General features: G+C 44.2%; 21 protein-coding genes and 1 riboswitch. Of the genes, 19 read left to right on the forward strand and 2 right to left on the reverse strand.

What is annotated here, in order from left to right; translation table 11 throughout:
• Nucleotides 1-144 precede the first annotated feature (144 nt).
• From thrA to J1N09_RS09315, 15 genes are all read left to right on the forward strand, one after another.
• Nucleotides 145-2,583 carry a bifunctional aspartate kinase/homoserine dehydrogenase I gene (gene thrA, locus J1N09_RS09245; protein ID WP_265199884.1) on the forward strand — a complete coding sequence of 813 codons (2,439 nt, stop codon included), beginning with the start codon at nt 145-147 and terminating at the stop codon, nt 2,581-2,583.
• A 4-nt stretch (nt 2,584-2,587) separates the two neighbouring features.
• Nucleotides 2,588-3,514, forward strand: a complete 927-nt coding sequence (locus J1N09_RS09250) for a homoserine kinase (RefSeq protein WP_265199886.1) — start codon at nt 2,588-2,590, stop codon at nt 3,512-3,514.
• The gene (thrC, locus tag J1N09_RS09255) at nt 3,514-4,815 is read left to right on the forward strand and encodes a threonine synthase (protein ID WP_265199887.1); all 1,302 of its coding nucleotides are present in this window, start codon (nt 3,514-3,516) and stop codon (nt 4,813-4,815) included. The genes J1N09_RS09250 and thrC overlap by 1 nt, the downstream gene beginning before the upstream one ends.
• A gap of 109 nt (nt 4,816-4,924) precedes the next feature.
• A riboswitch (SAM riboswitch) is annotated at nt 4,925-5,031 on the forward strand.
• A gap of 176 nt (nt 5,032-5,207) precedes the next feature.
• The gene (proC, locus tag J1N09_RS09260; RefSeq protein ID WP_265199888.1) at nt 5,208-6,002 is read left to right on the forward strand and encodes a pyrroline-5-carboxylate reductase; all 795 of its coding nucleotides are present in this window, start codon (nt 5,208-5,210) and stop codon (nt 6,000-6,002) included.
• 12 nt (nt 6,003-6,014) lie between these two features.
• The gene (locus J1N09_RS09265; RefSeq protein ID WP_265199889.1) at nt 6,015-6,434 is read left to right on the forward strand and encodes an OsmC family protein; all 420 of its coding nucleotides are present in this window, start codon (nt 6,015-6,017) and stop codon (nt 6,432-6,434) included.
• Nucleotides 6,431-7,441, forward strand: a complete 1,011-nt coding sequence (locus J1N09_RS09270) for a homocysteine S-methyltransferase family protein (RefSeq protein WP_265199890.1) — start codon at nt 6,431-6,433, stop codon at nt 7,439-7,441. Before J1N09_RS09265 ends, J1N09_RS09270 begins: the two co-directional genes overlap by 4 nt.
• 7 nt (nt 7,442-7,448) lie before the next feature.
• On the forward strand, nt 7,449-10,136 hold the full coding sequence (gene metH, locus J1N09_RS09275; protein ID WP_265199891.1) for a methionine synthase: 2,688 nt from the start codon (nt 7,449-7,451) through the stop codon (nt 10,134-10,136).
• Entirely contained in the window at nt 10,136-11,092 is a 957-nt protein-coding gene (gene metF / locus J1N09_RS09280; protein WP_265199892.1) for a methylenetetrahydrofolate reductase [NAD(P)H], read from the forward strand. The genes metH and metF overlap by 1 nt, the downstream gene beginning before the upstream one ends.
• A gap of 50 nt (nt 11,093-11,142) precedes the next feature.
• Entirely contained in the window at nt 11,143-11,553 is a 411-nt protein-coding gene (locus J1N09_RS09285; protein WP_265199893.1) for an RrF2 family transcriptional regulator, read from the forward strand.
• Nucleotides 11,554-11,624: 71 nt separating this feature from the next.
• The gene (locus J1N09_RS09290; RefSeq protein ID WP_265199894.1) at nt 11,625-12,254 is read left to right on the forward strand and encodes a phosphoadenosine phosphosulfate reductase family protein; all 630 of its coding nucleotides are present in this window, start codon (nt 11,625-11,627) and stop codon (nt 12,252-12,254) included.
• A 19-nt stretch (nt 12,255-12,273) separates the two neighbouring features.
• A complete protein-coding gene (locus J1N09_RS09295) occupies nt 12,274-13,230 on the forward strand; it encodes a threonine/serine dehydratase (protein ID WP_265199895.1) in 957 nt (318 codons plus the stop codon).
• A 22-nt stretch (nt 13,231-13,252) separates the two neighbouring features.
• The gene (locus J1N09_RS09300; protein ID WP_265199896.1) at nt 13,253-14,344 is read left to right on the forward strand and encodes an acyloxyacyl hydrolase; all 1,092 of its coding nucleotides are present in this window, start codon (nt 13,253-13,255) and stop codon (nt 14,342-14,344) included.
• A gap of 1 nt (nt 14,345) precedes the next feature.
• Nucleotides 14,346-15,095 (forward strand): head GIN domain-containing protein, encoded by a 750-nt coding sequence (locus tag J1N09_RS09305; protein ID WP_265199897.1) that lies wholly within the window; start codon nt 14,346-14,348, stop codon nt 15,093-15,095.
• A 27-nt stretch (nt 15,096-15,122) separates the two neighbouring features.
• Nucleotides 15,123-16,232 (forward strand): acyloxyacyl hydrolase, encoded by a 1,110-nt coding sequence (locus J1N09_RS09310; protein ID WP_265199898.1) that lies wholly within the window; start codon nt 15,123-15,125, stop codon nt 16,230-16,232.
• 7 nt (nt 16,233-16,239) lie between these two features.
• Complete coding sequence (locus J1N09_RS09315) at nt 16,240-16,992, forward strand: head GIN domain-containing protein (protein ID WP_265199899.1); 753 nt, start codon at nt 16,240-16,242, stop codon at nt 16,990-16,992.
• On the opposite strand, the gene gldA is transcribed toward J1N09_RS09315, so the two are convergent.
• Nucleotides 16,979-17,878, reverse strand: a complete 900-nt coding sequence (gene gldA / locus J1N09_RS09320; RefSeq protein ID WP_265199900.1) for a gliding motility-associated ABC transporter ATP-binding subunit GldA — start codon at nt 17,876-17,878, stop codon at nt 16,979-16,981. The two genes, J1N09_RS09315 and gldA, sit on opposite strands and share 14 nt — an antisense overlap.
• Nucleotides 17,879-18,112: 234 nt before the next feature.
• On the opposite strand from gldA, the gene J1N09_RS09325 reads away from it, so the two are divergent.
• Both J1N09_RS09325 and J1N09_RS09330 read left to right on the forward strand, forming a co-directional pair.
• On the forward strand, nt 18,113-18,982 hold the full coding sequence (locus J1N09_RS09325) for a prephenate dehydratase (protein ID WP_265199901.1): 870 nt from the start codon (nt 18,113-18,115) through the stop codon (nt 18,980-18,982).
• A complete protein-coding gene (locus J1N09_RS09330) occupies nt 18,972-20,072 on the forward strand; it encodes a bifunctional 3-deoxy-7-phosphoheptulonate synthase/chorismate mutase type II (RefSeq protein ID WP_265199902.1) in 1,101 nt (366 codons plus the stop codon). The genes J1N09_RS09325 and J1N09_RS09330 overlap by 11 nt, the downstream gene beginning before the upstream one ends.
• 28 nt (nt 20,073-20,100) lie before the next feature.
• On the opposite strand, the gene J1N09_RS09335 is transcribed toward J1N09_RS09330, so the two are convergent.
• Nucleotides 20,101-20,562: a hypothetical protein gene (locus tag J1N09_RS09335; protein WP_265199903.1), complete on the reverse strand. Its 462-nt coding sequence runs from the start codon at nt 20,560-20,562 to the stop codon at nt 20,101-20,103.
• Between the two features lie 79 nt (nt 20,563-20,641).
• Here J1N09_RS09335 and rsgA point away from each other — a divergent pair, with 79 nt between their 5' ends.
• Both rsgA and dtd read left to right on the forward strand, forming a co-directional pair.
• Nucleotides 20,642-21,571, forward strand: a complete 930-nt coding sequence (rsgA, locus tag J1N09_RS09340) for a ribosome small subunit-dependent GTPase A (RefSeq protein ID WP_265199904.1) — start codon at nt 20,642-20,644, stop codon at nt 21,569-21,571.
• 8 nt (nt 21,572-21,579) lie between these two features.
• Nucleotides 21,580-22,032 carry a D-aminoacyl-tRNA deacylase gene (dtd, locus tag J1N09_RS09345; protein ID WP_265199905.1) on the forward strand — a complete coding sequence of 151 codons (453 nt, stop codon included), beginning with the start codon at nt 21,580-21,582 and terminating at the stop codon, nt 22,030-22,032.
• Nucleotide 22,033 lies beyond the last annotated feature (1 nt).

Genomic DNA, 22,033 nt, shown 5'->3' on the forward strand with positions numbered 1-22,033 from the left:
TTTTACAAAAACTACTGAAAATTAACAATTGTCGGTGATATAGTAGGCTTAGCGGCTTATTATTTGCAATATCATGACCGGTATCAGTCTTATTTCCTTGAGAAATTAGTATACTTACAGCTTCAATTTTCTAAATCGAATCCTGTGCAAGTACTTAAGTTCGGTGGAACATCTGTGGCGAGTTCCGAAAATATTCGGAAAGTAGTGGAAATCCTGAAGTCGAAAGCCGGCGAAAAAAGAATGATCGTAGTGGTTTCGGCCCTGGGGGGTATGACCGATACCCTGCAGCGAGCGGGTGAATTGGCCAATGTGAAGGATGAGCATTATCTTCAGCTTTGGGAGTCGATCGCGGAACGACATCGGAAAACAGCTTCAGAACTAGGTCTTTCCGGGGCATCGATGGACTATCTAAACGAAGGCCTCTCGGAACTGAAGAAGATATTACAGGGTATCTATCTCATCAACGAATTTTCAGCAAAGACAAAAGACAAGGTATTGAGCTTTGGTGAGCTACTCTCTTCATTTATTATTGCTGAATGTACACGGCTGCAGTTAGACTCGGTAAAGCGACTGGATAGCAGGGACGTAATTACCACGGATTCCAGTTATACTTGTGCCCAGGTGAATCCTGAAACTACCGGAGACAATATTAGAAGGTATTTTGCCGAACACGATGCCCTGATCACCATCGCACCTGGCTTTATTTCAAGGAGTACTGAAGGAGAAACAACTACACTGGGACGTGGGGGTTCCGATTATTCCGCCGCCATCTTTGCAGCCTCGCTCAATGCATCAGTACTGGAAATCTGGACGGATGTAAGTGGAATGTTCACCGCAAATCCAAAGCTTGTAAAACAAGCCTTTCCCGTAGAAGAGATCTCGTATCATGAAGCCATGGAGCTTTCTCATTTTGGCGCAAAAGTGCTGTATCCGCCAACTATCCGACCGGTTCTCGATAAGAACATCCCCATACGTATAAGGAATACTTTTGAACCGGAAGCGGAAGGCACCTTGATCAATAACCAGGGAAACCCGGATTTTGGAGCCGTAAAGGGAATTAGTCACCTTCCCAATGTATCCCTAATCACACTGGAGGGAACCTGGATGGTGGGAATACCTGGATCCAGTAAACGACTCTTCGAGGCGCTATCGAACGAAAAGATCAACGTTATATTAATCACACAAGCTTCCTCCGAGCATTCCATTTGTATTGCGGTACAAACACAGGATGCCGATCGAGCGGCAACAGCTATTGATTCAGAATTTGCTTACGAGAACTCACTGGGCAAAATAGACAAAGCTTCTGTAGAGCACGACCACGCAATTATTGCCGTGATAGGTGATAATATGAAAAGCCAACAGGGAACCAGCGGAAAAATGTTCAGTTCTTTAGGAAAGAACAACGTAAATATCAGGGCCATTGCACAGGGAGCTTCAGAACGTAATATTTCTGCAGTGATCGATGCACGGGATGTAAAAAAGGCATTAAACACACTACACTACAGGTTCTTTGAACGCCAGGTGCAATCCCTTAACCTGTTCGTAGTAGGCGTTGGAAACGTGGGGAAACGTTTGCTGGACCAGATCAGGCAGCAGCAACAACATTTGTATGATCATCTATACCTGAAGGTACGAGTGGTTGGGTTAAGTAACTCAAGGAAAATGGTCTTCAACGAAGAAGGCCTGAACCTCGATAATTGGGAATCCCTTCTGCATGACGGAGTAACTAAGGATACTACTAAATGGTTCAATACCATTCGGGACCTGAACCTGAGGAACAGCATATTTATCGATATCACGGCCAATGAAGACGTTGCGAATTCCTATGCAGATTACCTGAGAGAGAATATCGCTATCATTGCCTGTAACAAGATCGCCTGTTCTTCTGAATACGGCAAATACCAGGAGCTTAAGTCTCTTGCCCGAGGCTACAATGCGCCCTTCCTCTTTGAAACTAACGTAGGAGCAGGCCTGCCAGTGATCAATACGCTGAATAACCTCATCAATTCGGGAGACAGTATCACTTCCATACAAGCGGTGCTATCCGGAAGCCTGAATTTCGTGTTCAATAATTTCAATGAGAGTACTACCTTTTTCGACGTGGTGAAGCAGGCGCAGGAAGAGGGATATACCGAACCCGACCCAAGAATTGACCTGAGTGGGGTAGACGTTGCAAGGAAGATACTCATTTTGGCAAGAGAGAGTGGCCATGCCATCGATATGGAGGACATAGAAAATGATTCCTTTCTCCCGAGAGCTTCGCTGGATGCGGATTCGGTGGACGATTTCTATGAGACCCTCAAAGATGAGGCGGATCATTTCGATGCGCTTTTCAGAAAGGCGAATGAGAATGGTAACCGACTCAAATACGTAGCTGAATTTAACGAGGGAAAAGCAAAAGTAGGCCTGCAGGAAGTAAGTGCGGATCATCCGTTCTACAACCTGGACGGCAAGGACAATATAGTGTTGTTTTACACAGATCGATATGTGGAACAACCACTTATCATTAAAGGAGCGGGAGCCGGTGCGGAAGTGACGGCCTCCGGACTATTCGGGGATATTATCAGTCTCGGAAAAAGATAAAAAAATGGATCAGATACGAATTTTTTCACCGGCAACGGTTGCCAATGTATCCTGTGGTTACGATACCATGGCTTTCGCATTGGATACCCTGGGTGATGAAATGGTATTCCGAAAGATCAACGAGCCCGAAGTGAGAATCTCAAAGATCACCGGAGCAGATCTGCCTTTCGAGGTAGACGAGAATGTTGCTGGCGTTGTTGCCAAGGCGATGCTCGCGGACAGTGGAGCTTCTTTCGGAATAGAAATGGAGATCCATAAAAAATACAAACCCGGTAGTGGACTGGGTAGCAGTGCAGCCAGCAGTGCGGGCGCTGCCTATGCAGTAAATCATTTTCTCGAGGGAAAGTTTTCACAACTCGAAATGCTTCGTTATTCAATGATGGGCGAGGAAGTGGCCTGTGGCTCACCTATAGCGGACAACGTGGCGGGAGCACTCTACGGGGGATTTATTTTAATTAGAAGTTTTGAACCACTGGAGGTTGTTTCGATTCCGGTTCCTTCGGAATTGTTTGCAACGGTGATTCACCCCCAGATCGCAGTGAAGACCGAAGACGCCAGGAATGTACTTCCGAAGGAAATTCCCATGAAGACCGCCATAGCGCAGTGGGCCAACGTGGGTGGACTGATCTCGGGATTGTTTGCTTCAGACTACAAACTCATTGGTCGCTCACTTGTGGATGGTGTAGCCGAACCCTACAGAAAACAGTTTATCCCGCATTTTGACCAACTAGTTAAATCTGCAAAGGATTCCGGTGCACTGGGTGGGGGAATTTCAGGCTCAGGTCCGTCGGTTTTTGCATTATCGAAAGGTGAGACAACAGCCAGGCAAGTGGAAGCCGCTTTTGATGCGGTGTACAAGCCTTCGGGCATAGACTATCATATTTACACCTCGGCTATTGGGCCCAGAGGTGTTAGGATAATTAAGGATTGATGAAGTATTTCAGTTTGCATAAGAATGCACCAAAGGTTTCTTTTCGGGAAGCCGTAGTTCGTGGTTTGGCTCCGGATCGGGGATTGTATTATCCTGAAACCATCCAACCCTTACCAGAAGAATTCTTTCAGCAACTTAGTGAACTATCAAATGCGGAAATTGCCTTTCAGGTAATAGAGCAGTTTGTCGCTGGTGAAATTCCGAAGGATGAACTAAGACAAATTGTAGATGAGGTACTTTCTTTCGATTTCCCATTGGTTGAGATCGAACCGGACACCTACTCGATGGAGCTATTTCATGGGCCTACATTAGCATTTAAAGATGTGGGAGCTCGTTTTATGGCACGATGCCTGGGCTACTTCAATAGTCAGAAAGCTACTTCAGAAAAGGTGACTGTTCTGGTTGCTACTTCCGGTGACACTGGTGGAGCCGTGGCTAATGGGTTTTACGAGGTGGATGGTGTTGAGGTGGTCATTCTGTACCCTTCCGGTAAGGTGAGCGAGATACAGGAAAAGCAGCTCACAACTTTAGGTAAGAACATCAGGGCTCTCGAGGTGGAAGGTAATTTCGACGATTGCCAGGCCATGGTGAAGAAAGCATTTCTGGACTCGGATTTTGAAGGCAAGGTGAACCTTACATCGGCGAATAGCATTAACGTAGCGCGCTGGCTTCCGCAAATGTTCTATTATTTCAGTGCGTACAAAAAGTTGCAATCCAAGGGGAAACCCATTGTTTACTCTGTTCCCAGTGGGAACTTCGGAAATATCTGTGCGGGGATGATGGCGCAGAAGATCGGTCTGCCGGTCCATCATTTTATTACGGCTACCAACGCCAATGACGTTGTCCCGAATTACCTTCGAACCGGTACCTTTGATACCCGGGAAACGGTTCCTACTATTTCGAATGCCATGGATGTGGCAGCGCCTAGTAATTTTATAAGAATAGAAGAATTGCACGATCACAGCCTCGATAAACTACGCTCCAATTTGAGTGGATATAGTTATTCCGACGAGGAGACCCGGGCTACAATGAAATATCTCTACTACAAGTTCGGATACATCGCAGATCCTCACGGTGCGATCGGGTATTCGGCTTTGAAGGCTTACACCAGGGATAGTGGTTTCGACGGTTTGGGAATATTCCTGGAAACCGCTCACCCCGTGAAGTTCCTGGATGTCATTCCGAAGGAAATTTCAGAAAAGATCGACCTGCCCAAATCCATAAAGGAAATACTTCCGAAGAAAAAAGTGGCACAAAAGATAACTTCCTACGCCGAGCTGAAACAAAACTTGTTGCGGTAGAGATTTAGGCTGTTTTCTTACTTCTGAATTCAAGTTTAGCAAAATTTATTTGGAGAAGTCCATTCTGTTTTCCAATCTTTGTAGGATTAAAGTTCAAACTTTTACTGAAACGTTATCAAGAAAGGTGGAGGGATTAGACCCTGTGAAACCTTAGCAACCCTTTCTCTTGAAAGAAGGTGCTACTTTCTACACGGCACAGCCGATGATAGATAACCACGAGACTACACAGTCTGTTTGTTTCCTTTTTTGATAATATTTTCTGGTAAAGACATCTATGATGGGTTTTTGTAATTACCCGTTTCAGAAGATGAGAAGTAGTGAATAGTATGATTTGGATCATGTGGTAATGCGTGATTCATACTACCTTTATGGTTTAATTAAACTATACTGAAATGGAAAGAAAAGTAGCGATCATCGGATGTGGCAATTTAGGTATAGCAATTCTGGAAGGATTGCTGGACGTAGGATATACATCTCCCGAAAACATCACTGCAACTCGCAGGAATGTTGAAACCCTGTCAACTTTCAAGGATCGTGGTGTGAATGTTACATCAGACAACAGTAAGGCGATTAAAAACGCCAACCTGGTCCTGGTGGCTCTGAAACCACACAATATTCTTTCCATCCTGGAGGAGGTTCGTGATGCCTTCAACCCCGAGAAACATATACTGGTTTCCCTGGCAACGGGGATTACCATTGATCAACTCGGGATAGCTACTTCCCGGGAGCTGGCCATCTTTAGAGCGATGCCAAATACGGCCGCTTTTGTAAGTGAGTCGCTCACTTGTATCTGCGGAAATACTGCGGATGAAAAGACTAATGAAACTGTCCGACTAATGTTCGAGGGCATAGGCTCGATTCAATTCATTGAAGAAGAGCTTATGGAAGCCGCGACGGTTCTTGGAGCCTGTGGGGTAGCTTATGTGCTTCGATTCATGCGAGCCATGGTACAGGGGGGAATCCAGATCGGATTCAGTTCTAAGGTTGCCAGTTTTATTGTAAATCAGACCGTAAATGGCGCCTCGAAATTATTGATCGAGAATGACACCCATCCCGAGCAGGAGATCGATAAAGTAACCACTCCTAAAGGATGTACCATTGAAGGATTGAATGAAATGGAACACCACGGTTTCAGCTCAGCATTAATAAAGGGTATTGTAACCTCCTATGAAAAAATTGAAAAATAGAAAATAGTAACAATGAAAGTAACACTAGACCGGGTAAACGACGATTTTCACTTTGAAGCCAAGGGGAATTCGAATGTGACTGTAAATATTGATAGCAAAGTTAACGAGGAAGTTCATGGTGCCAGCCCAATGGAACTTCTCCTTATGGCAGTGGGAGGATGTAATGCAATAGATATAGTTTCCATTCTGAAAAAACAGCGCCAGCAAATAACCGGCTATCATATTGAAGTGGAAGGAAAGCGAAAGGAGGTCCGACAGGCAAAGCCCTTCGAATCTATCCATGTTTCAATTTACCTGGAAGGAGAGATCGATAAAGCAAAGGCCGATAGAGCGGCTCAATTGAGCTTCGATAAATACTGTTCGGTATCCATCACCCTTGAAGGAGCGGTGGATGTTACCTATGATGTCTTTGTAAATAACGAAAAAGTATGAGCACCTTTCTAGAGGCCCTGGCGAACAGGATATTAGTACTTGACGGCGCTATGGGTACCATGCTTCAGCGTTATCAATTCACCGAGGAGGATTTCCGTGGTGAAAGATTTAAGGATTTTCATAAACCGGTACAAGGCAACAATGACCTCTTGTCCATTACCCAACCCAAGGCTATTGCCGAGATACATGGTAAGTACTTTGAAGCGGGTGCGGACATAGTGGAGACCAATACTTTTTCCGGTACCACCATCGCTATGGCAGATTATGACATGGAGGACCTGGTATACGAGATGAATTATGAATCGGCGAAGATAGCACGAGAGGTAGCGGATGAATTCACTAAAATAGAACCCCATAAACCGAGGTTCGTCGCAGGTGCTATGGGGCCTACCAATAAAACGGCCAGCCTTTCTCCAGATGTAAATGATCCGGGATATCGCGCAGTGTCATTCGACGAATTGAGGATCGCATACAAGCAACAGGCAGAAGCCCTTCTGGACGGAGGTGCAGATCTATTATTAGTTGAAACTATCTTCGATACACTGAATGCAAAAGCCGCCCTTTTCGCGATCGAAGAGATCCGTGAAGAGAGAGGAGTTAATATTCCTGTTATGGTAAGCGGTACGATCACAGATGCCTCGGGGCGTACTTTGTCCGGACAGACCGCGGAAGCGTTTTTAATTTCCATATCACATATCCCATTGGTGAGTGTGGGATTCAATTGTGCCCTGGGCGCCAAGCAGCTCACACCTCACCTGGAGGTAATTTCCAATAGAACCGATTATGCCATTTCTGCCTATCCTAACGCGGGGCTGCCGAATGCGTTTGGTGAATACGATGAAACTCCCGAACAGATGGCTCTTCAGGTTAAGGAATACCTGGACAAAGGAATTGTAAATATCATTGGAGGTTGCTGCGGAACCACACCTCCACATATCAAGGCAATTGCAGATCTTGCCGCCAAATACAAACCCAGAGAAGTTAAAGCCCTGCAACAGATCCATTAAACGCCTCATGACGTCAGCTACCTCAGAAAAGAAATACCTTAAACTTTCCGGACTCGAACCTCTTGTGGTCACTCCGGAGAGTAACTTCATTAATGTAGGGGAACGGACCAACGTGGCAGGCTCCCGAAAGTTCTTGCGATTGATTAAAGAGGGCAATTACGAGGAAGCCCTTGATATTGCCAGGCACCAGGTGGAAGGAGGCGCCCAGATCATCGATGTGAACATGGACGACGGCCTTATCGATGGGAAGGCGGCTATGGTGAGGTTTCTCAATCTTATTGTTGCCGAACCGGACATTGCCAGGGTTCCGATTATGATCGACAGTTCCAAGTGGGAGATCATTGAAGCCGGGCTACAAGTCGTGCAGGGAAAATGTGTGGTGAATTCCATTAGCTTGAAGGAAGGGGAAGAAGAATTCATTCACCAGGCAAAACTTATCAGGCGCTACGGGGCCGCTGTTATAGTGATGGCTTTCGACGAGGTCGGCCAGGCAGACACCCTGGAACGAAGAATAGAAATTGCCAAACGCTCCTACGATATTTTAGTGAATAAGGTTAAGTTTCCACCGGAGGACATCATTTTCGATCTGAATATCTTTCCTGTAGCAACGGGAATGGATGAGCACAGGCGAAATGCCCTTGATTTTATTGAAGGTACTCGCTGGGTCAAGGAGAATTTACCACATTGTAGTGTAAGTGGAGGGGTAAGTAATGTCTCATTCAGCTTCCGGGGGAATGATGTGGTGCGTGAGGCCATGCATTCTGTTTTTCTCTATCACGCTATCCAGGCAGGGATGAACATAGGTATCGTAAACCCGGCTATGCTGGAGGTTTACGACGATATTCCCAAGGATCTGCTAGAGCATGTGGAAGATGTAATTCTCGATAGGAGAGAAGATGCTACCGAACGCCTTCTTGAATTAGCGGAGACGGTAAAAGGGGAGCGCAAAGAAAAAACTGCCGACCTGTCCTGGCGTGAAGAGCCTTTGCAGGACAGGATTACCAGGGCGTTGGTAAAAGGGATTGATTCCTTCATAGTGGAAGATGTGGAAGAAGCACGTCAATCGGTGGAAAAGCCGATCCATGTGATCGAAGGTCACCTGATGACCGGGATGAACGTTGTAGGTGATCTCTTCGGAAGTGGAAAAATGTTCTTACCGCAGGTGGTTAAGTCGGCAAGAGTGATGAAAAAAGCCGTAGCCTACCTGCTGCCATACATTGAAGCAACTAAAGATGACAATTCCGGCTCCAATGGTAAGATCCTTATGGCCACGGTTAAAGGAGATGTCCATGACATTGGAAAGAATATCGTTTCTGTGGTGTTAGGTTGCAACAACTATGAGATCGTGGATCTTGGGGTAATGGTACCGCCGGAGAAGATCATCGCTACGGCTAAGGAAGAGAATGTCGATATCATAGGCCTAAGTGGTTTGATTACTCCATCTCTTGATGAAATGGTTTTCCTTGCCAGGGAGATGCAACGACAGGAATTTGAAGTTCCGCTTCTTATTGGTGGTGCGACAACGAGCAAGGCCCATACCGCGGTGAAGATAGACCCTGAATACAAGAATGCCGTGGTGCATGTGAACGATGCATCCCGTGCTGTGACTGTGGTGGGCGACCTTTTACAACCAGACAGGAAAACGGCCTATAAATCGGAACTGAAGAAGGATTATGCGGATTTTAGAGAACGCTTCCTGGACCGTCAGCAGAAAAAGGAATATGTTAGCCTTGCGGATGCGCGAAAAAATAAATTGAAACTGGATTGGACGGGTGAAGTAAAAGCTCCTTCGAAACCGGGAATTCACATAATTAAAAAACTTCCTCTTGAGAAATTGGAGGAGTACATAGATTGGACCCCGTTTTTCAGGAGTTGGGACCTGCACGGTAGATTTCCCGTCATTCTCGACGATGCGGTGATAGGAAAACAGGCTACGGAATTGTTTAAGGATGCCCGCGCGATGCTTTCAGAAATTATTTCTGAAGGCTTGCTTGAAGCAAGAGCGGTTTTCGGATTGTTCGAAGCCAATACGGTAAACGATGACGATATCCTTGTTTCGTCTCTCACTGAAGAAAACAAGAAAACTACCTATTTCAGAACGTTACGTCAGCAATCGCGTAAAGCCGAAGGTCGGCCCAACCTGGCCCTGGCCGATTTTATTGCCCCGGAATCTTCCGGTGTTAAAGACTATATCGGTTGTTTCTGTGTCTCGGCGGGATTTGGAACCCAGGAACTCGCGAAGAAGTACGAAGCGGAACACGATGACTACAGTAGTATCATGATAAAGGCACTGGCGGACAGGTTGGCGGAAGCATTTGCGGAATACCTGCACGAGCATGTAAGAAAGGAGTATTGGGGTTACGCTTCAGAAGAAAAACTCAGCAATGAGGAACTCATCAAAGAATCGTATTTGGGAATTCGCCCGGCTCCGGGATATCCCGCCTGCCCAGACCATCTGGAAAAAGAAACGATCTGGGAGTTATTAAAGGTAGAAGAAACGATAGGAGTGTCCCTAACGGAAAGCCTGGCCATGTGGCCGGCAGCATCGGTATCCGGTTACTATTTCGGAAACCCGGACGCACGTTATTTCGGATTGGGAAAAATTAAAGAAGACCAGGTAAAAGACTTCGCCCGAAGGAAAGGTATTTCCGAGGAGAAAGCTTTTAAGTGGTTGCAACCAAATTTAGCAGACTAATGAAAGTAACCGAACATATAGCAAACGGAAACGGTAAGACACAGTTCTCCTTTGAGATCCTGCCACCATTGAAAGGTCAGAATATCCAATCTATCTTCGATAGTATCGATCCGTTAATGGAATTCAATCCCCCGTTTATCGACGTGACCTACCATAGGGAAGAGTACGTATACAAGGAGATGGAGAACGGACTGCTTCAGAAACAAGTAGTGCGAAAAAGGCCGGGAACTGTGGGCATCTGTGCGGCCATTCAGAATAAATATAATGTAGATGCCATTCCCCATATACTCTGTGGTGGTTTTACCAAGGAGGATACTGAGAATTTCCTCATCGATCTCGATTTCCTCGGAATCGACAATGTAATGGCGCTGAGGGGAGATGCGGTAAAGACTGAAACCTATTTTACTCCTGATAAAGAGGGGCATAGTTACGCCAATGGACTGGTAAAGCAGATCGATGCACTGAATAAGGGTGAATACCTGGATGAGGAGATTCAGAACCAGGCGAAAACTGACTTTTGTATTGGAGTAGCGGGATACCCTGAGAAGCATATTGAAGCTCCTAATATGGATAGTGATATTCATTTTCTAAAGAAGAAGCTGAAGAATGGAGCTGCCTACATAGTTACCCAGATGTTCTTCGATAACAAAAAGTATTTCGATTTCGTAGAAAAATGTCGTTCGCAAGGGATCACGACACCTATAATTCCGGGTTTAAAGCCGATCTCTACGAAAAAGCAATTAAATATGATCCCACATCGCTTTAACACCGAACTACCGGAAGAGCTGATCAAGGAAGTGTTGAAATGCGATGACAATGGACAAATTCGCGAAGTAGGTATCGAATGGTGTGTACAGCAAAGTAAGGAACTCATCGAAGCAAAAGTGCCTTTTCTTCATTATTATTCAATGGGTAAGAGTGATAATATCAGGGCCATTGCGAAACAATTATTTTAATCGCAACGAAAAATTTTCGGCTAAAACGTATATTTACACTAATTGAAGAAATGCTTTCTCGTAAAACAAAATACGGTCTAAAAGCACTCACCTATCTCGCCAGACAGGAGTCGAATACCCCTGTGCAGATATCTGTAATTGCAAAATCCGAGAACATTTCTCATAAATTCCTTGAAACCATTTTACTCATTTTGAGAAAGGCCGGGTACCTTGGATCGAAGAAAGGTAAGGGAGGAGGTTATTACCTCATGAAGGATCCTTCGGAAATACCGATCGCTGCTATATACCGGATATTGGAAGGCCCTATTGCGATGGTCCCCTGTGTAAGTTTGAATTTTTACGAGAAGTGTGACGATTGTCCGGATGAGGATGCCTGTAGTGTTCACAACCTTATGATCCAGGTGCGTGACAATACCCTTCAGATATTTGAAAATACCAGCCTGGCAGATTTAATTCATTAGTTGTGAAGTTGAACTCAAATAAAATTGTAAGTTTGCATAACCTAGTAAGTCTATAGGGATAAAGTGTTACCATGAAGATTTCACCTCGAAACATTCATTTATTCAACCATAATTTACGTTACGAAGATCCCCCGGAGATCATAAGTTTTGTGTTAGAGTTTGCTCAGCGACCTTTGGTCACAACCAGTTTTGGACCGTATTCGGCTTCATTGCTTCACGCGGTGACCGCTGTTCAGAAAGATGTAGAAATTGTTTGGTGTGATACGGGCTATAACACCGATGACACTTATTCACATGCAAATAAATTAATTGAACGACTTGAGCTAAATATAGAAATTTACAGTCCGAGGTATACCACGGCGTACCTGGATAATACGCTAGGTAGGCCTGATGTTCATGATCCCAGGCACGCTCTGTTTTCAGAAAGGGTTAAACTGGAACCCTTTCGAAGGGCGCTGGAACAGCATCGCCCCGATGTATGGTTTACAAATGTCCGCAAGGGACAAACGGACTATAGAAATGGCCTGGATATTTTGAGTTTTAGTAACGATGGGGTTCTAAAAGTGAGTCCGTTCTATCATTTTGATGACGAGCGAATCAAGAAGTATTTGGAACAGTATGATCTACCGGCAGAATACAACTACTTTGATCCCGTAAAGGCCCTTGAAAAACGAGAGTGCGGTATCCATCTACAGAATTAATTTTAGCTATTTTTACTGCATGAACCCAGAATTCCCTACGAGAGATGAACTGCTCGAAGTGCATCGCAGTATAAGACCGTATATCCACCGTACTCCTGTATTGAGTTCTACTTTACTTAACCAGTTAACCGGTGCCCGGGTTTATTTCAAATGTGAGAATTTTCAGAAGATGGGTGCCTTTAAAATGAGGGGAGCCCAGAACGCGATTTTACAACTTTCCGAAGCGCAAAGGAAGGCTGGGGTTGTAACTCATTCGTCCGGGAATTTTGGGCAGGCGGTCGCTTTAGCCGCCAGGAACCTTGGTGTGAATGCTTACATTGTCATGCCCTCGAATGCTCCTAATGTAAAGAAGAGTGCAGTTCGGCAATACGGAGGTAAGATCACTGAATGTGAACCTACCCTGGCTGCCAGGGAAGCAACTTCCGCAGAGATACAGCGAGCTACGGGAGCAACCTTTCTCCACCCTTCCAATCAGAATGAAGTTATACTTGGGAATGCCACAGCGGCAATGGAGCTTCTTGAAGACCATCCGAACCTGGACTACATCTTTACCCCGGTTGGAGGTGGCGGACTAATTGCTGGTACTGCTTTGGCCGCGCATTATTTTGGAAAGGGGTGTAAGGCCATTGGAGGGGAACCGCTTGAAGCGGACGACGCCTGGAGATCGCTTCAGTCTGGAAAGATCGAATCGAACGAAACCGCCAATACCATTGCCGATGGACTTCGGACGGAGCTGGGAGATGTCAATTTTCCGATAATTAAATCACTGGTGCCTGAGATTATTCGAGTAAGTGAAACAGAGATCATCGAAGCCCTTAAACTCATTTGGGAACGCATGAAAATTATTATTGAACCTTCCTGTGCTGTTCCTTTTGCCGCGCTGCTTTCAGAAAAAACACGTTTTAAAAACAAAAAAGTAGGGATACTAATTTCCGGAGGCAATGTTGATCTGGGGAATTTACCCTTTGCGGGATAACAAATTCGTTTAAATTAGCGCCATGTCCCGGATATTGATCTTTTTGGTATTTCTGTCCCTTCCACTGAAAGCTCAGGAATCCGTGAATGGCCGAAATTTGTTCGAGGTTTCTTACGGATATGGAACCATGCTTAGGCACAATAAGAATGTGGCTCATCTGGTGAACGCTCATCCGGGAATAATTAGCTTATCATACAGCCAGAGGACTTATGGTAAAAAACGATGGCATAGAGAATACAATTATCCGGATTGGGGGTTTATGCTTCAGTATACCGACTTCGGAAATGAAGTGCTGGGTGAGAATTACGCCCTGATGGGTCATTACAATTTTTATTTTCTGAATAGAAAGCTTCGTTTACGAGCGGCCGAGGGAATAGGCTTGAACACTAATCCCTTTGATCTCAGGACCAATCCGAAGAATATTTCCTACGGAAGTAGTTTTATTTTTTCTACCACCTTAGCGGTTTCCTATGTGGAGCAGGATCTATTTAAGGATTTCGGTTTGGAACTGGGAGTTTCGCTGGTCCATAGTTCGAACGGGAGCATAAAGGCACCGAATTCAGGGACGAATATTGTAACCTTCACGGCAGGTCTTTCGTATAATCCACAGGATGTTGAACCGAAGGAGTATGTAAAAGTAGACGATGAACCAATTAGTGAGCCCATTCACTTTAATATTTTTGTGCGTGGAGGTGTGAACAGCAGTGATTACATCGACCTGGGACAGCATCCGTTTTGGGTGTTAGGGGGTTACGCCGACAAACGCCTGAACTATAAAAGCACACTCCAATTAGGGGCTGAAATATTTTTCACAGAATTTCTACAAGAAGAGATTAAGTATTTGTCGGTTTCGTTTCCACTTAGGAATATAGATCCCGATAACGATTACAGGAGAGTAGGATTGTTTGCCGGGCACGAATTCAGAATTGGTGATCTGGGAATTGAGACCCAGCTGGGTTATTATGTGTATTACCCTTATAAATATGAAAGTCGCGTATATTCGCGGGTTGGGATGAAATATTTTCTGAATAAGAATTGGTTCGGGGCTGTGTCGATTAAATCGCATTCCTTTAATGCCGAGGCTATAGAATTCGCTCTCGGAATTCGAATATGATATGAAAAGAATTTTGATCATACTGAGTATTCTCTTCTTCTCCTGTAATAGTGAAGACGCACCGGATTGCCTTCAGGTTAATGGTGACAGGGAGACGAGGACGTATTCGGTAGGTTCATTCACAAAAATCCGAATTGAGGACAACGTAGATCTCAGAATAAGACAAGGCAATGAGATTGACGTTCGCGTGGAGGCAGGGGGCAATTTGTTTACTGATATTTCCGTTGAAGTATACGGAAATACTCTGGTGGTGAGCAGTGATAACAATTGCGAGCTCCTTCGAGATTACGAACCAATAGTGGCCTATGTAACAGCGCCCGATATAGATCTATTGAGAAATGCGTCTACCGGTGATGTTATTAGTGAAGGTGTGCTGCGATATTCAAATCTCGAACTGAGGAGTGATACATCGGGCGGATTGGAAGATCCAAAGAAAAGTGGAGATTTCCGATTGCAGTTGGATACCGATGATTTGTTTGTAGAAGGAAATGGGTTTAGCACGTTTTATTTAAGTGGATCGGCCAAAGAGGCCTATATACTTTTTACGGATGAGATCCCGCTTTTTGAGGGAGCTGAACTTGAAATTGAAGATTTAACGATTTTTCAGCGAAGTGCTAACATCATGAGAGTGAATCCAATAAACAGCATCCGTGGATCAATACGCGGAACGGGAGATGTCGTAGCTGTAAACAGGCCTGAAATTGTTGAGGTAGATGCGTACTATACCGGTCGTTTAATATTTGAAGATTAGTGTATCTTTACACGATTCTATGAAGAAATGAGGAAATTTCGTTGCCTAATCATCATCCTTCTTTTTTACCAGTTTTCGAGCGCTCAGCAGCGGGAAACATTTCCTTTTGCCATAGAAGTAAATACCTTCACCGGAAGTATCCTTGAACACAACCCGGATATTGCACACCTTATAACTGATCATCCTACAGGCCTGGTAATCCAGTACAATAGAAAAACCTATGGTTGGAATGAACCCGAAGGGAGATGGAATTATCCCGACTGGGGTTTTACGTTTACCTACCAGGATATGAAGAATCCTTATTTGGGTGAGAATTATGGACTCTACGGCCATTTTAACTGGTATTTCTTAAACAGGAACATCCGAATTACCATGGGGCAGGGTATTGCCTACAATACTAACCCATACGATCCGGAAACTAATTTTCAGAATAACGCTTACGGAAGCCATCTCCTTAGTTCAACCTATATGATGGTTAACTATGCCAAGGAACGCCTTATCGACGGTTTAGGGATACAGGCAGGTTTTGGCGTGATGCACTATTCGAATGCCAATTTCAGAGCGCCTAATAACAGTACGAATACCCTCTTTTTTAATGTTGGTCTCAGCTACCAGCCTGATGCCATAACTTTTCCTTCCTATATTCCTGTTGGCTCATGGCGCAGTACAAATTATGCGGAGCGGATAAAGTACAATGCCGTGATTCGTACCGGGAAAAATGAAGCGGATGTGAATGGTTTGGGACAGTTTCCTTTCTACACCTTCTCCTTCTTTGCAGACAAACGAATTAATTACAAAAGTACATTCCAGGTTGGTGTGGACTTCTTCTTTTCAGATTTCCTGATCGAATTGATTCGATACAGGGAAGTAGCTTTTCCGGGTGATGGATTAACTGGTGACGAGGATTACAGACGGGTTGGTGTATTTATAGGGCACGAATTAAGATTTAACAAAGCGGCCTTTGTTTCTCAACTAGGTTATTATGTATATTGGCCATACGCATTCGAGAACAGGATCTACAACAGGTTAGGGGTCAAGAGATATTTCTTTAATGATCGTTTTTTCGGGGTGATCACGGTAAAAGCACATTGGGCCAAAGCAGAGGCCGTTGAATTTGGAGTGGGAGTAAGAATTTGATACAATTATGCGGAAATTATTATTTATACTGATAGTACCATTGTTGTTCTGGGCATGTGATTCGGAGAATGCCTGGGATTGTTTTCAGGATAGCGGGGAATTGATTCAGCAGGAATACGATGTGCCTTTATTCAAAAAGATACAGGTATGGGAGCGTGTGCAGCTTATCGTTCAGCAGGGGAACACCCAAAGTGTTAGGGTGCAGACAGGTTCTAACCTGATCAACGAGATACAGGTGGTAGTGGAGGATAGCACCCTGAAACTGAGTGACAGAAACAGTTGTAACTATGTGCGTGATTTCGATATCACCAAGGTTTTTGTGTCGAGTCCTGACATAAGAGAAATTCGAACAAGCTCCGGTCTCCCGGTGACAAGTATTGGTACCCTGGGCTGGAACGAACTCAGTCTTATTTCCAATGATCCCGAAAATCTTGAAGTTTATCACCACGATGGTGATTTCGATCTCGATCTGGATGTAGTGTTGCTTCGGGTTCAGTCCAATGGTTTATCAAATTTCTTCCTTAGAGGAAAAGCCCAATATATGGGTATACGTTTTGATGATGGCGATCCAAGGATGGAAGCAGCCGACCTGATCGTGAATAATATCAACGTGTTCCATCGGAGTACTAATAAGATAATTTGTAATCCCCAGGTTTCTATCCGGGGTCAAATAAGAGGTCTTGGAGACATCATCGCGAAGAATCGTCCTCCTATTGTCGAGGTTGAAGAATTGTTTAGGGGCCGACTTATTTTCCAGTAGTCAATTCAGTAAAGAGTTTTTCCAAAGTTGTATTCTTCTGGTGCAACTGAAGGATCTTTAGCTCGTTGTCATGGGCGAAGTCGAATACCTTGGCACGCATATCCTCTTCGGTGTCGAAATAAATATGATAGATGAATCCATTGGGGTTTTCAACCTTTGCCACCTTGTCCATTTTTTGGAGCGCTACTGTTTCAACCCTATAATCGAATTCCACTTCAACGATCTGTTGTTTCCCTGTCTCGAGTTCATCGAGCTTTTTATCCAAGACTATCACTCCTTTGTTGATAATGATGACCCTGTCGCAAATAGCTTCCACTTCCTGCATAATGTGTGTGGATAATAATACGGTCTTTTCCTTTCCTACCGTTTTTATAAGTTCCCGTATCTCGATAAGCTGGTTAGGATCGAGACCAGTGGTAGGTTCATCGAGAATGAGCACTTCCGGATCGTGAAGCAATGCAGCAGCAAGCCCTACACGTTGCCGGTACCCTTTGGATAATGCTCCGATCTTTTTATGAGACTCTGGTTCCAAACCGGTTTTCTTAATCACTTCGTTTACTTCGGAATCTGACCGTTGATAGATATTCGCGTTGAATTTCAGGTACTCCCTCACATACATATCCAGGTATAGCGGATTGTGTTCCGGAAGATAACCCACACTTTGCTGCACCCCTTTTTTATTGGTGAAAATGGAATGTCCATTCACCTCTGCCTCTCCTTCCGAAGGAGCCAAGTAGGTAGTTAGAATCTTCATTAAGGTAGATTTTCCGGCTCCATTGGGTCCTAGAAATCCTACTATTTCACCCTTCGATAAGGAAAAGGATACCTTGTCCAGGGCCTTTTGCTCACCATACTCCTTACTGATATTTGAAACGCTAATCGACATTTTTTCTCGTTGATAAAAGTACGCAAATAAAAAAACGTCTAAAACATTTTGTTGTTGTTTCGAAATGTTTACTTTAGCAATGATAATAACAGAAATGAACACGTTCACTACATTTTTTAACTTTTGGTTTTTCTATTTTCTTAATAGGAACCGGGTCTCTATGTAGTGCTGCTATAACAACATGTAAACCCGGAATTGATTTCCGGGTTTTTTTATGGATCAAAATTGAAAATTATGAAAGTTGCAATTCAGGGTATAGAAGGATCATTCCACGACGAGGCAGTTCAGAAATTGTTTCCCAACCACGAAGTTGAACTAGTGAAATGTGAAGCATTCGACCATGTAACACAAAGAGTAAAGGAGGGCAAAGCAGACTATGGCGTACTCGCAATAGAGAATACCATAGCCGGATCCATTTTACCTAACTACAACCTAATTGATGCCGATGAATTCGAAATATTCGATGAGGTATTTCTGAATATCCAGATGTATTTAATGGCTCTGGAATCGGAATCGATAATAGATATATTCGAAGTTCACTCGCATCCTGTGGCCTTGTTACAGTGTAGAGAATACCTCCGGAAATTCCCACCTCAGTTCAAGATAATTGAAGGAAAGGATACGGCTTTCGAAGCAAAACGAATTCGGGAGAATAATATCAAGGGAGTTGCGGCCATTGCAGGAAAGCAGGTTGCTGAACGCTTTGGACTAAAGATACTGGACAGTAATATTCAGGATATCAAGGAAAATGAAACACGGTTTGTATTGATCGGTAAACGTGGAACCAGTTTAAGTAAGAAAGTACCGAATAAGGCGACTATTAAGTTCCAATTGGGTAGCGAGGTGGGCACTTTGAGTAAGGCGCTTCAATTGTTGGCCGGATTTAATATTAACCTTACAAAGATTCAATCGCTGCCTGTGCTTGGCGCGCCTTGGAGATATGCATTCTTTGTAGACCTTACCTTCGAGGACAGCCAGCAGTTCTATGATGCTATTGAAGCTTTGGACCAACAGGTGAAAGAGTTGAAGATCGTAGGGGCATATGCTCAGAATAAAGAAAACAGGCCGAGTGAACTTACAAACGTAATGCTGGATGGAAAATAAAAAAGAGCTAAGAACCTGGTTAAACAACATGGAATTGTCGCATCCGCTTGTGATCGCAGGGCCATGCAGTGCGGAAACAGAGGACCAGGTATTGGATATTGCACACAAGTTAAAGAATACCGATGCAACAGTGCTTCGGGCAGGAATCTGGAAACCGCGTACGCGTCCAGGGAATTTTGAAGGTGTAGGAGCATTGGGTTTGAAATGGTTGCAGCGGGCAAAGGAAGAAACAGGTATGATGATCACCACTGAAGTAGCCAGCCCTACACATGTGGATCTCGCTCAAAAACACGATGTAGATATTTTCTGGATTGGTGCCAGGACAACAGTATCGCCTTTTATTGTACAGGAGATTGCCGAGGCCCTGCGAGGAACTAACAAGCCAGTTTTGATAAAAAACCCTGTAAACCCGGACCTTTCCCTCTGGTTGGGAGCGGTGGAACGCTTTTATAAGGCGGACATACCAAACCTGGGAGTGATCCACAGGGGGTTTTCAACCTATGAAAAGACAAGGTACAGGAACAACCCGGAATGGCAGATCCCAATAGATCTACAAAACAGGTTCCCCGACCTTCCTTTGATATTGGATCCGTCTCACATCGCTGGGAGAAGGGACATCATTTTCGATCTTTGTCAGACGGCCCTAGACCTAAATTACGACGGTCTCATGATCGAAACCCATAACGACCCCGATAATGCCTGGAGTGATGCAGCACAGCAGATCACCCCGGAAACGTTAGACCAGATCACCATCGATCTAAGAATACGCGAAGAGGAAAGTGACGAGGTGGAATTCAGAAACAAGCTTGCTACATTACGAACCAAGATCGACGTGGTAGATCACAAGTTGCTGGAGATCCTTGGAAAGCGTATGAAGATCTCGGATGAGATCGGGACACTGAAGAGGGATAACAATGTTGCTATCCTTCAAACCAAGCGATGGAATGAGATCCTTGGAAAGATGATACTGGAAGGAGAAGAACAGAGCCTAAGCGAAGAATTCGTCTTACGGATATACAAAGCAATCCACCAGGAATCGATCAATCACCAGAAAAGAATTATAAATCAGAAACAAGAAAAGCCCGTTTAAACGGGCTTCCTTAATTTTTTGAATCTTATTATTCGGCGGCCTTCGCTTTTCTGAATGTGTAGCGGGTAATATAGATCCCGTTACCATCTCCTTTTCCACCTTCACTTTCCACGGCGCTATTGATCCAGAACAATTCCCAGCCCTCAGCCGACATGGTGTTTAGTTTAGACATCACAATGGCGTCGTTTGCTGCAATATTCTGAAAGCGAATTCCTCCAAGGTTATAGAAGTTTAATAATTTGGTTTCATCGAAGCCTTTAACGCGGATATCTTTACGTTTTGATTTGTTTCGAGTGTTGTCTTCTTCAGTTCGTGTTGAAGTGAATTCAGTGTAGTCCCTGGTTTCGTTGGCGCTTACCATTCGTGATCTACCAAGTCCGTTAGGAACGATAGATTCTACTACTGTTACAATTTGATACTCATATGCCTGGGCGTTGTTTACTTGGATAAAGCTAAAAATTGCAAATAATGTAATGAGGATTTTTTTCATAAGATGTTTTGTTTACGTGATGGGCAAATATACAGGAATTATAATGTGGTTTATTTTAATTTTCTGACTTTTGTACTGAATGAAAGGAGTTGTATACAAATCGACAGGGAGCTGGTTCACGGTGAAAACTGACAATGGAAAATTCTATGAGTGTAGGATCAAGGGTAAATTCCGGATTGAAGGAATTAAAAGTACAAACCCTGTAGCCGTAGGAGATCGTGTGTCTTTCGAAGTTGAAACCAAAGGGGATGAAACCATCGGGATCATACACGGTATCGATGAACGCGATAATTATATCATCCGCAGATCGGTAAAGCTTTCAAAACAAACACATATTATAGCGGCGAATATAGATATCGCTTTTCTACTGGTAACTGTCAACAACCCTGTGACTTTTCCAACCTTTATAGATCGATTCCTGGTTACTGCTGAAGCCTACGATATCGAAGCGATCTTGCTCTTCAATAAGGTAGATAGTTGTTCCGAAGAAGAATTGTTGGAGATGAAATATCTGGCATCGGTATATCGAAAGATAGGCTATACCTGCTTGGGAATCTCAGCTAAATCCGGTAAGAATGTAGAAAAAGTAAAGGCCTTGATGGAAGATAAAGTTTGCATGTTTTCCGGGCATAGTGGTGTGGGGAAATCTACCCTGATCAATGCCCTTGAACCGGGATTGGACCTAAAGACTTCGGAGATAAGTGAGCAGCACCAGCAGGGACAGCATACAACCACCTTTGCCGAAATGTATGATCTTTCATTCGGAGCAAAGATCATAGATACCCCTGGGATTCGAGGTTTTGGGGTAGTTGAAATGGACAATGAAGAACTGGGAGATTACTTCCCGGAATTCTTCAGATTAAAACAAGAATGTAAGTTCAATAATTGTCTTCATTTGGAAGAACCACAATGCGCAGTGAAAGAAGCGCTTGAGAATGAAGAGATCGCCTGGTCCAGGTATAAAAGTTACCAGCAGATCATGTCGGGTGAAGAAGATACCTATCGATAAAATCAACCATGAGAGCGGTAATACAAAGAGTAAGTGAAGCATCAGTAAATGTAGAAGGGAAAACAATTTCCACTATTGGGAACGGTTTTCTCATCTTGCTTGGGATTGAGACCGAAGATCATTCCGAAGATATTCAATGGCTGGCAGGAAAGATCGCCAGGCTTAGAGTCTTTTCCGACGAAAACGGTGCGATGAACCGAAGCATACTAGAAACCGGAGGAGATATCATCGTGGTGAGTCAGTTTACACTCCACGCCAGCACGAAGAAAGGCAATAGACCCTCGTTTATTAAGGCAGCACGACCCGAGACTGCCGTACCACTATACGAGGAATTTGTGGATGAAATGGAGAAGCTAATAGGCAAAGAAGTTTACACCGGAGAATTCGGGGCGATGATGGATGTGGCCCTTGTCAATGACGGTCCGGTTACCATTGTGATTGATTCCAAACTGAAAGAGTGAA

This window comes from Aureitalea sp. L0-47 (assembly GCF_026126405.1).
Taxonomy (GTDB): domain Bacteria; phylum Bacteroidota; class Bacteroidia; order Flavobacteriales; family Flavobacteriaceae; genus Pukyongia.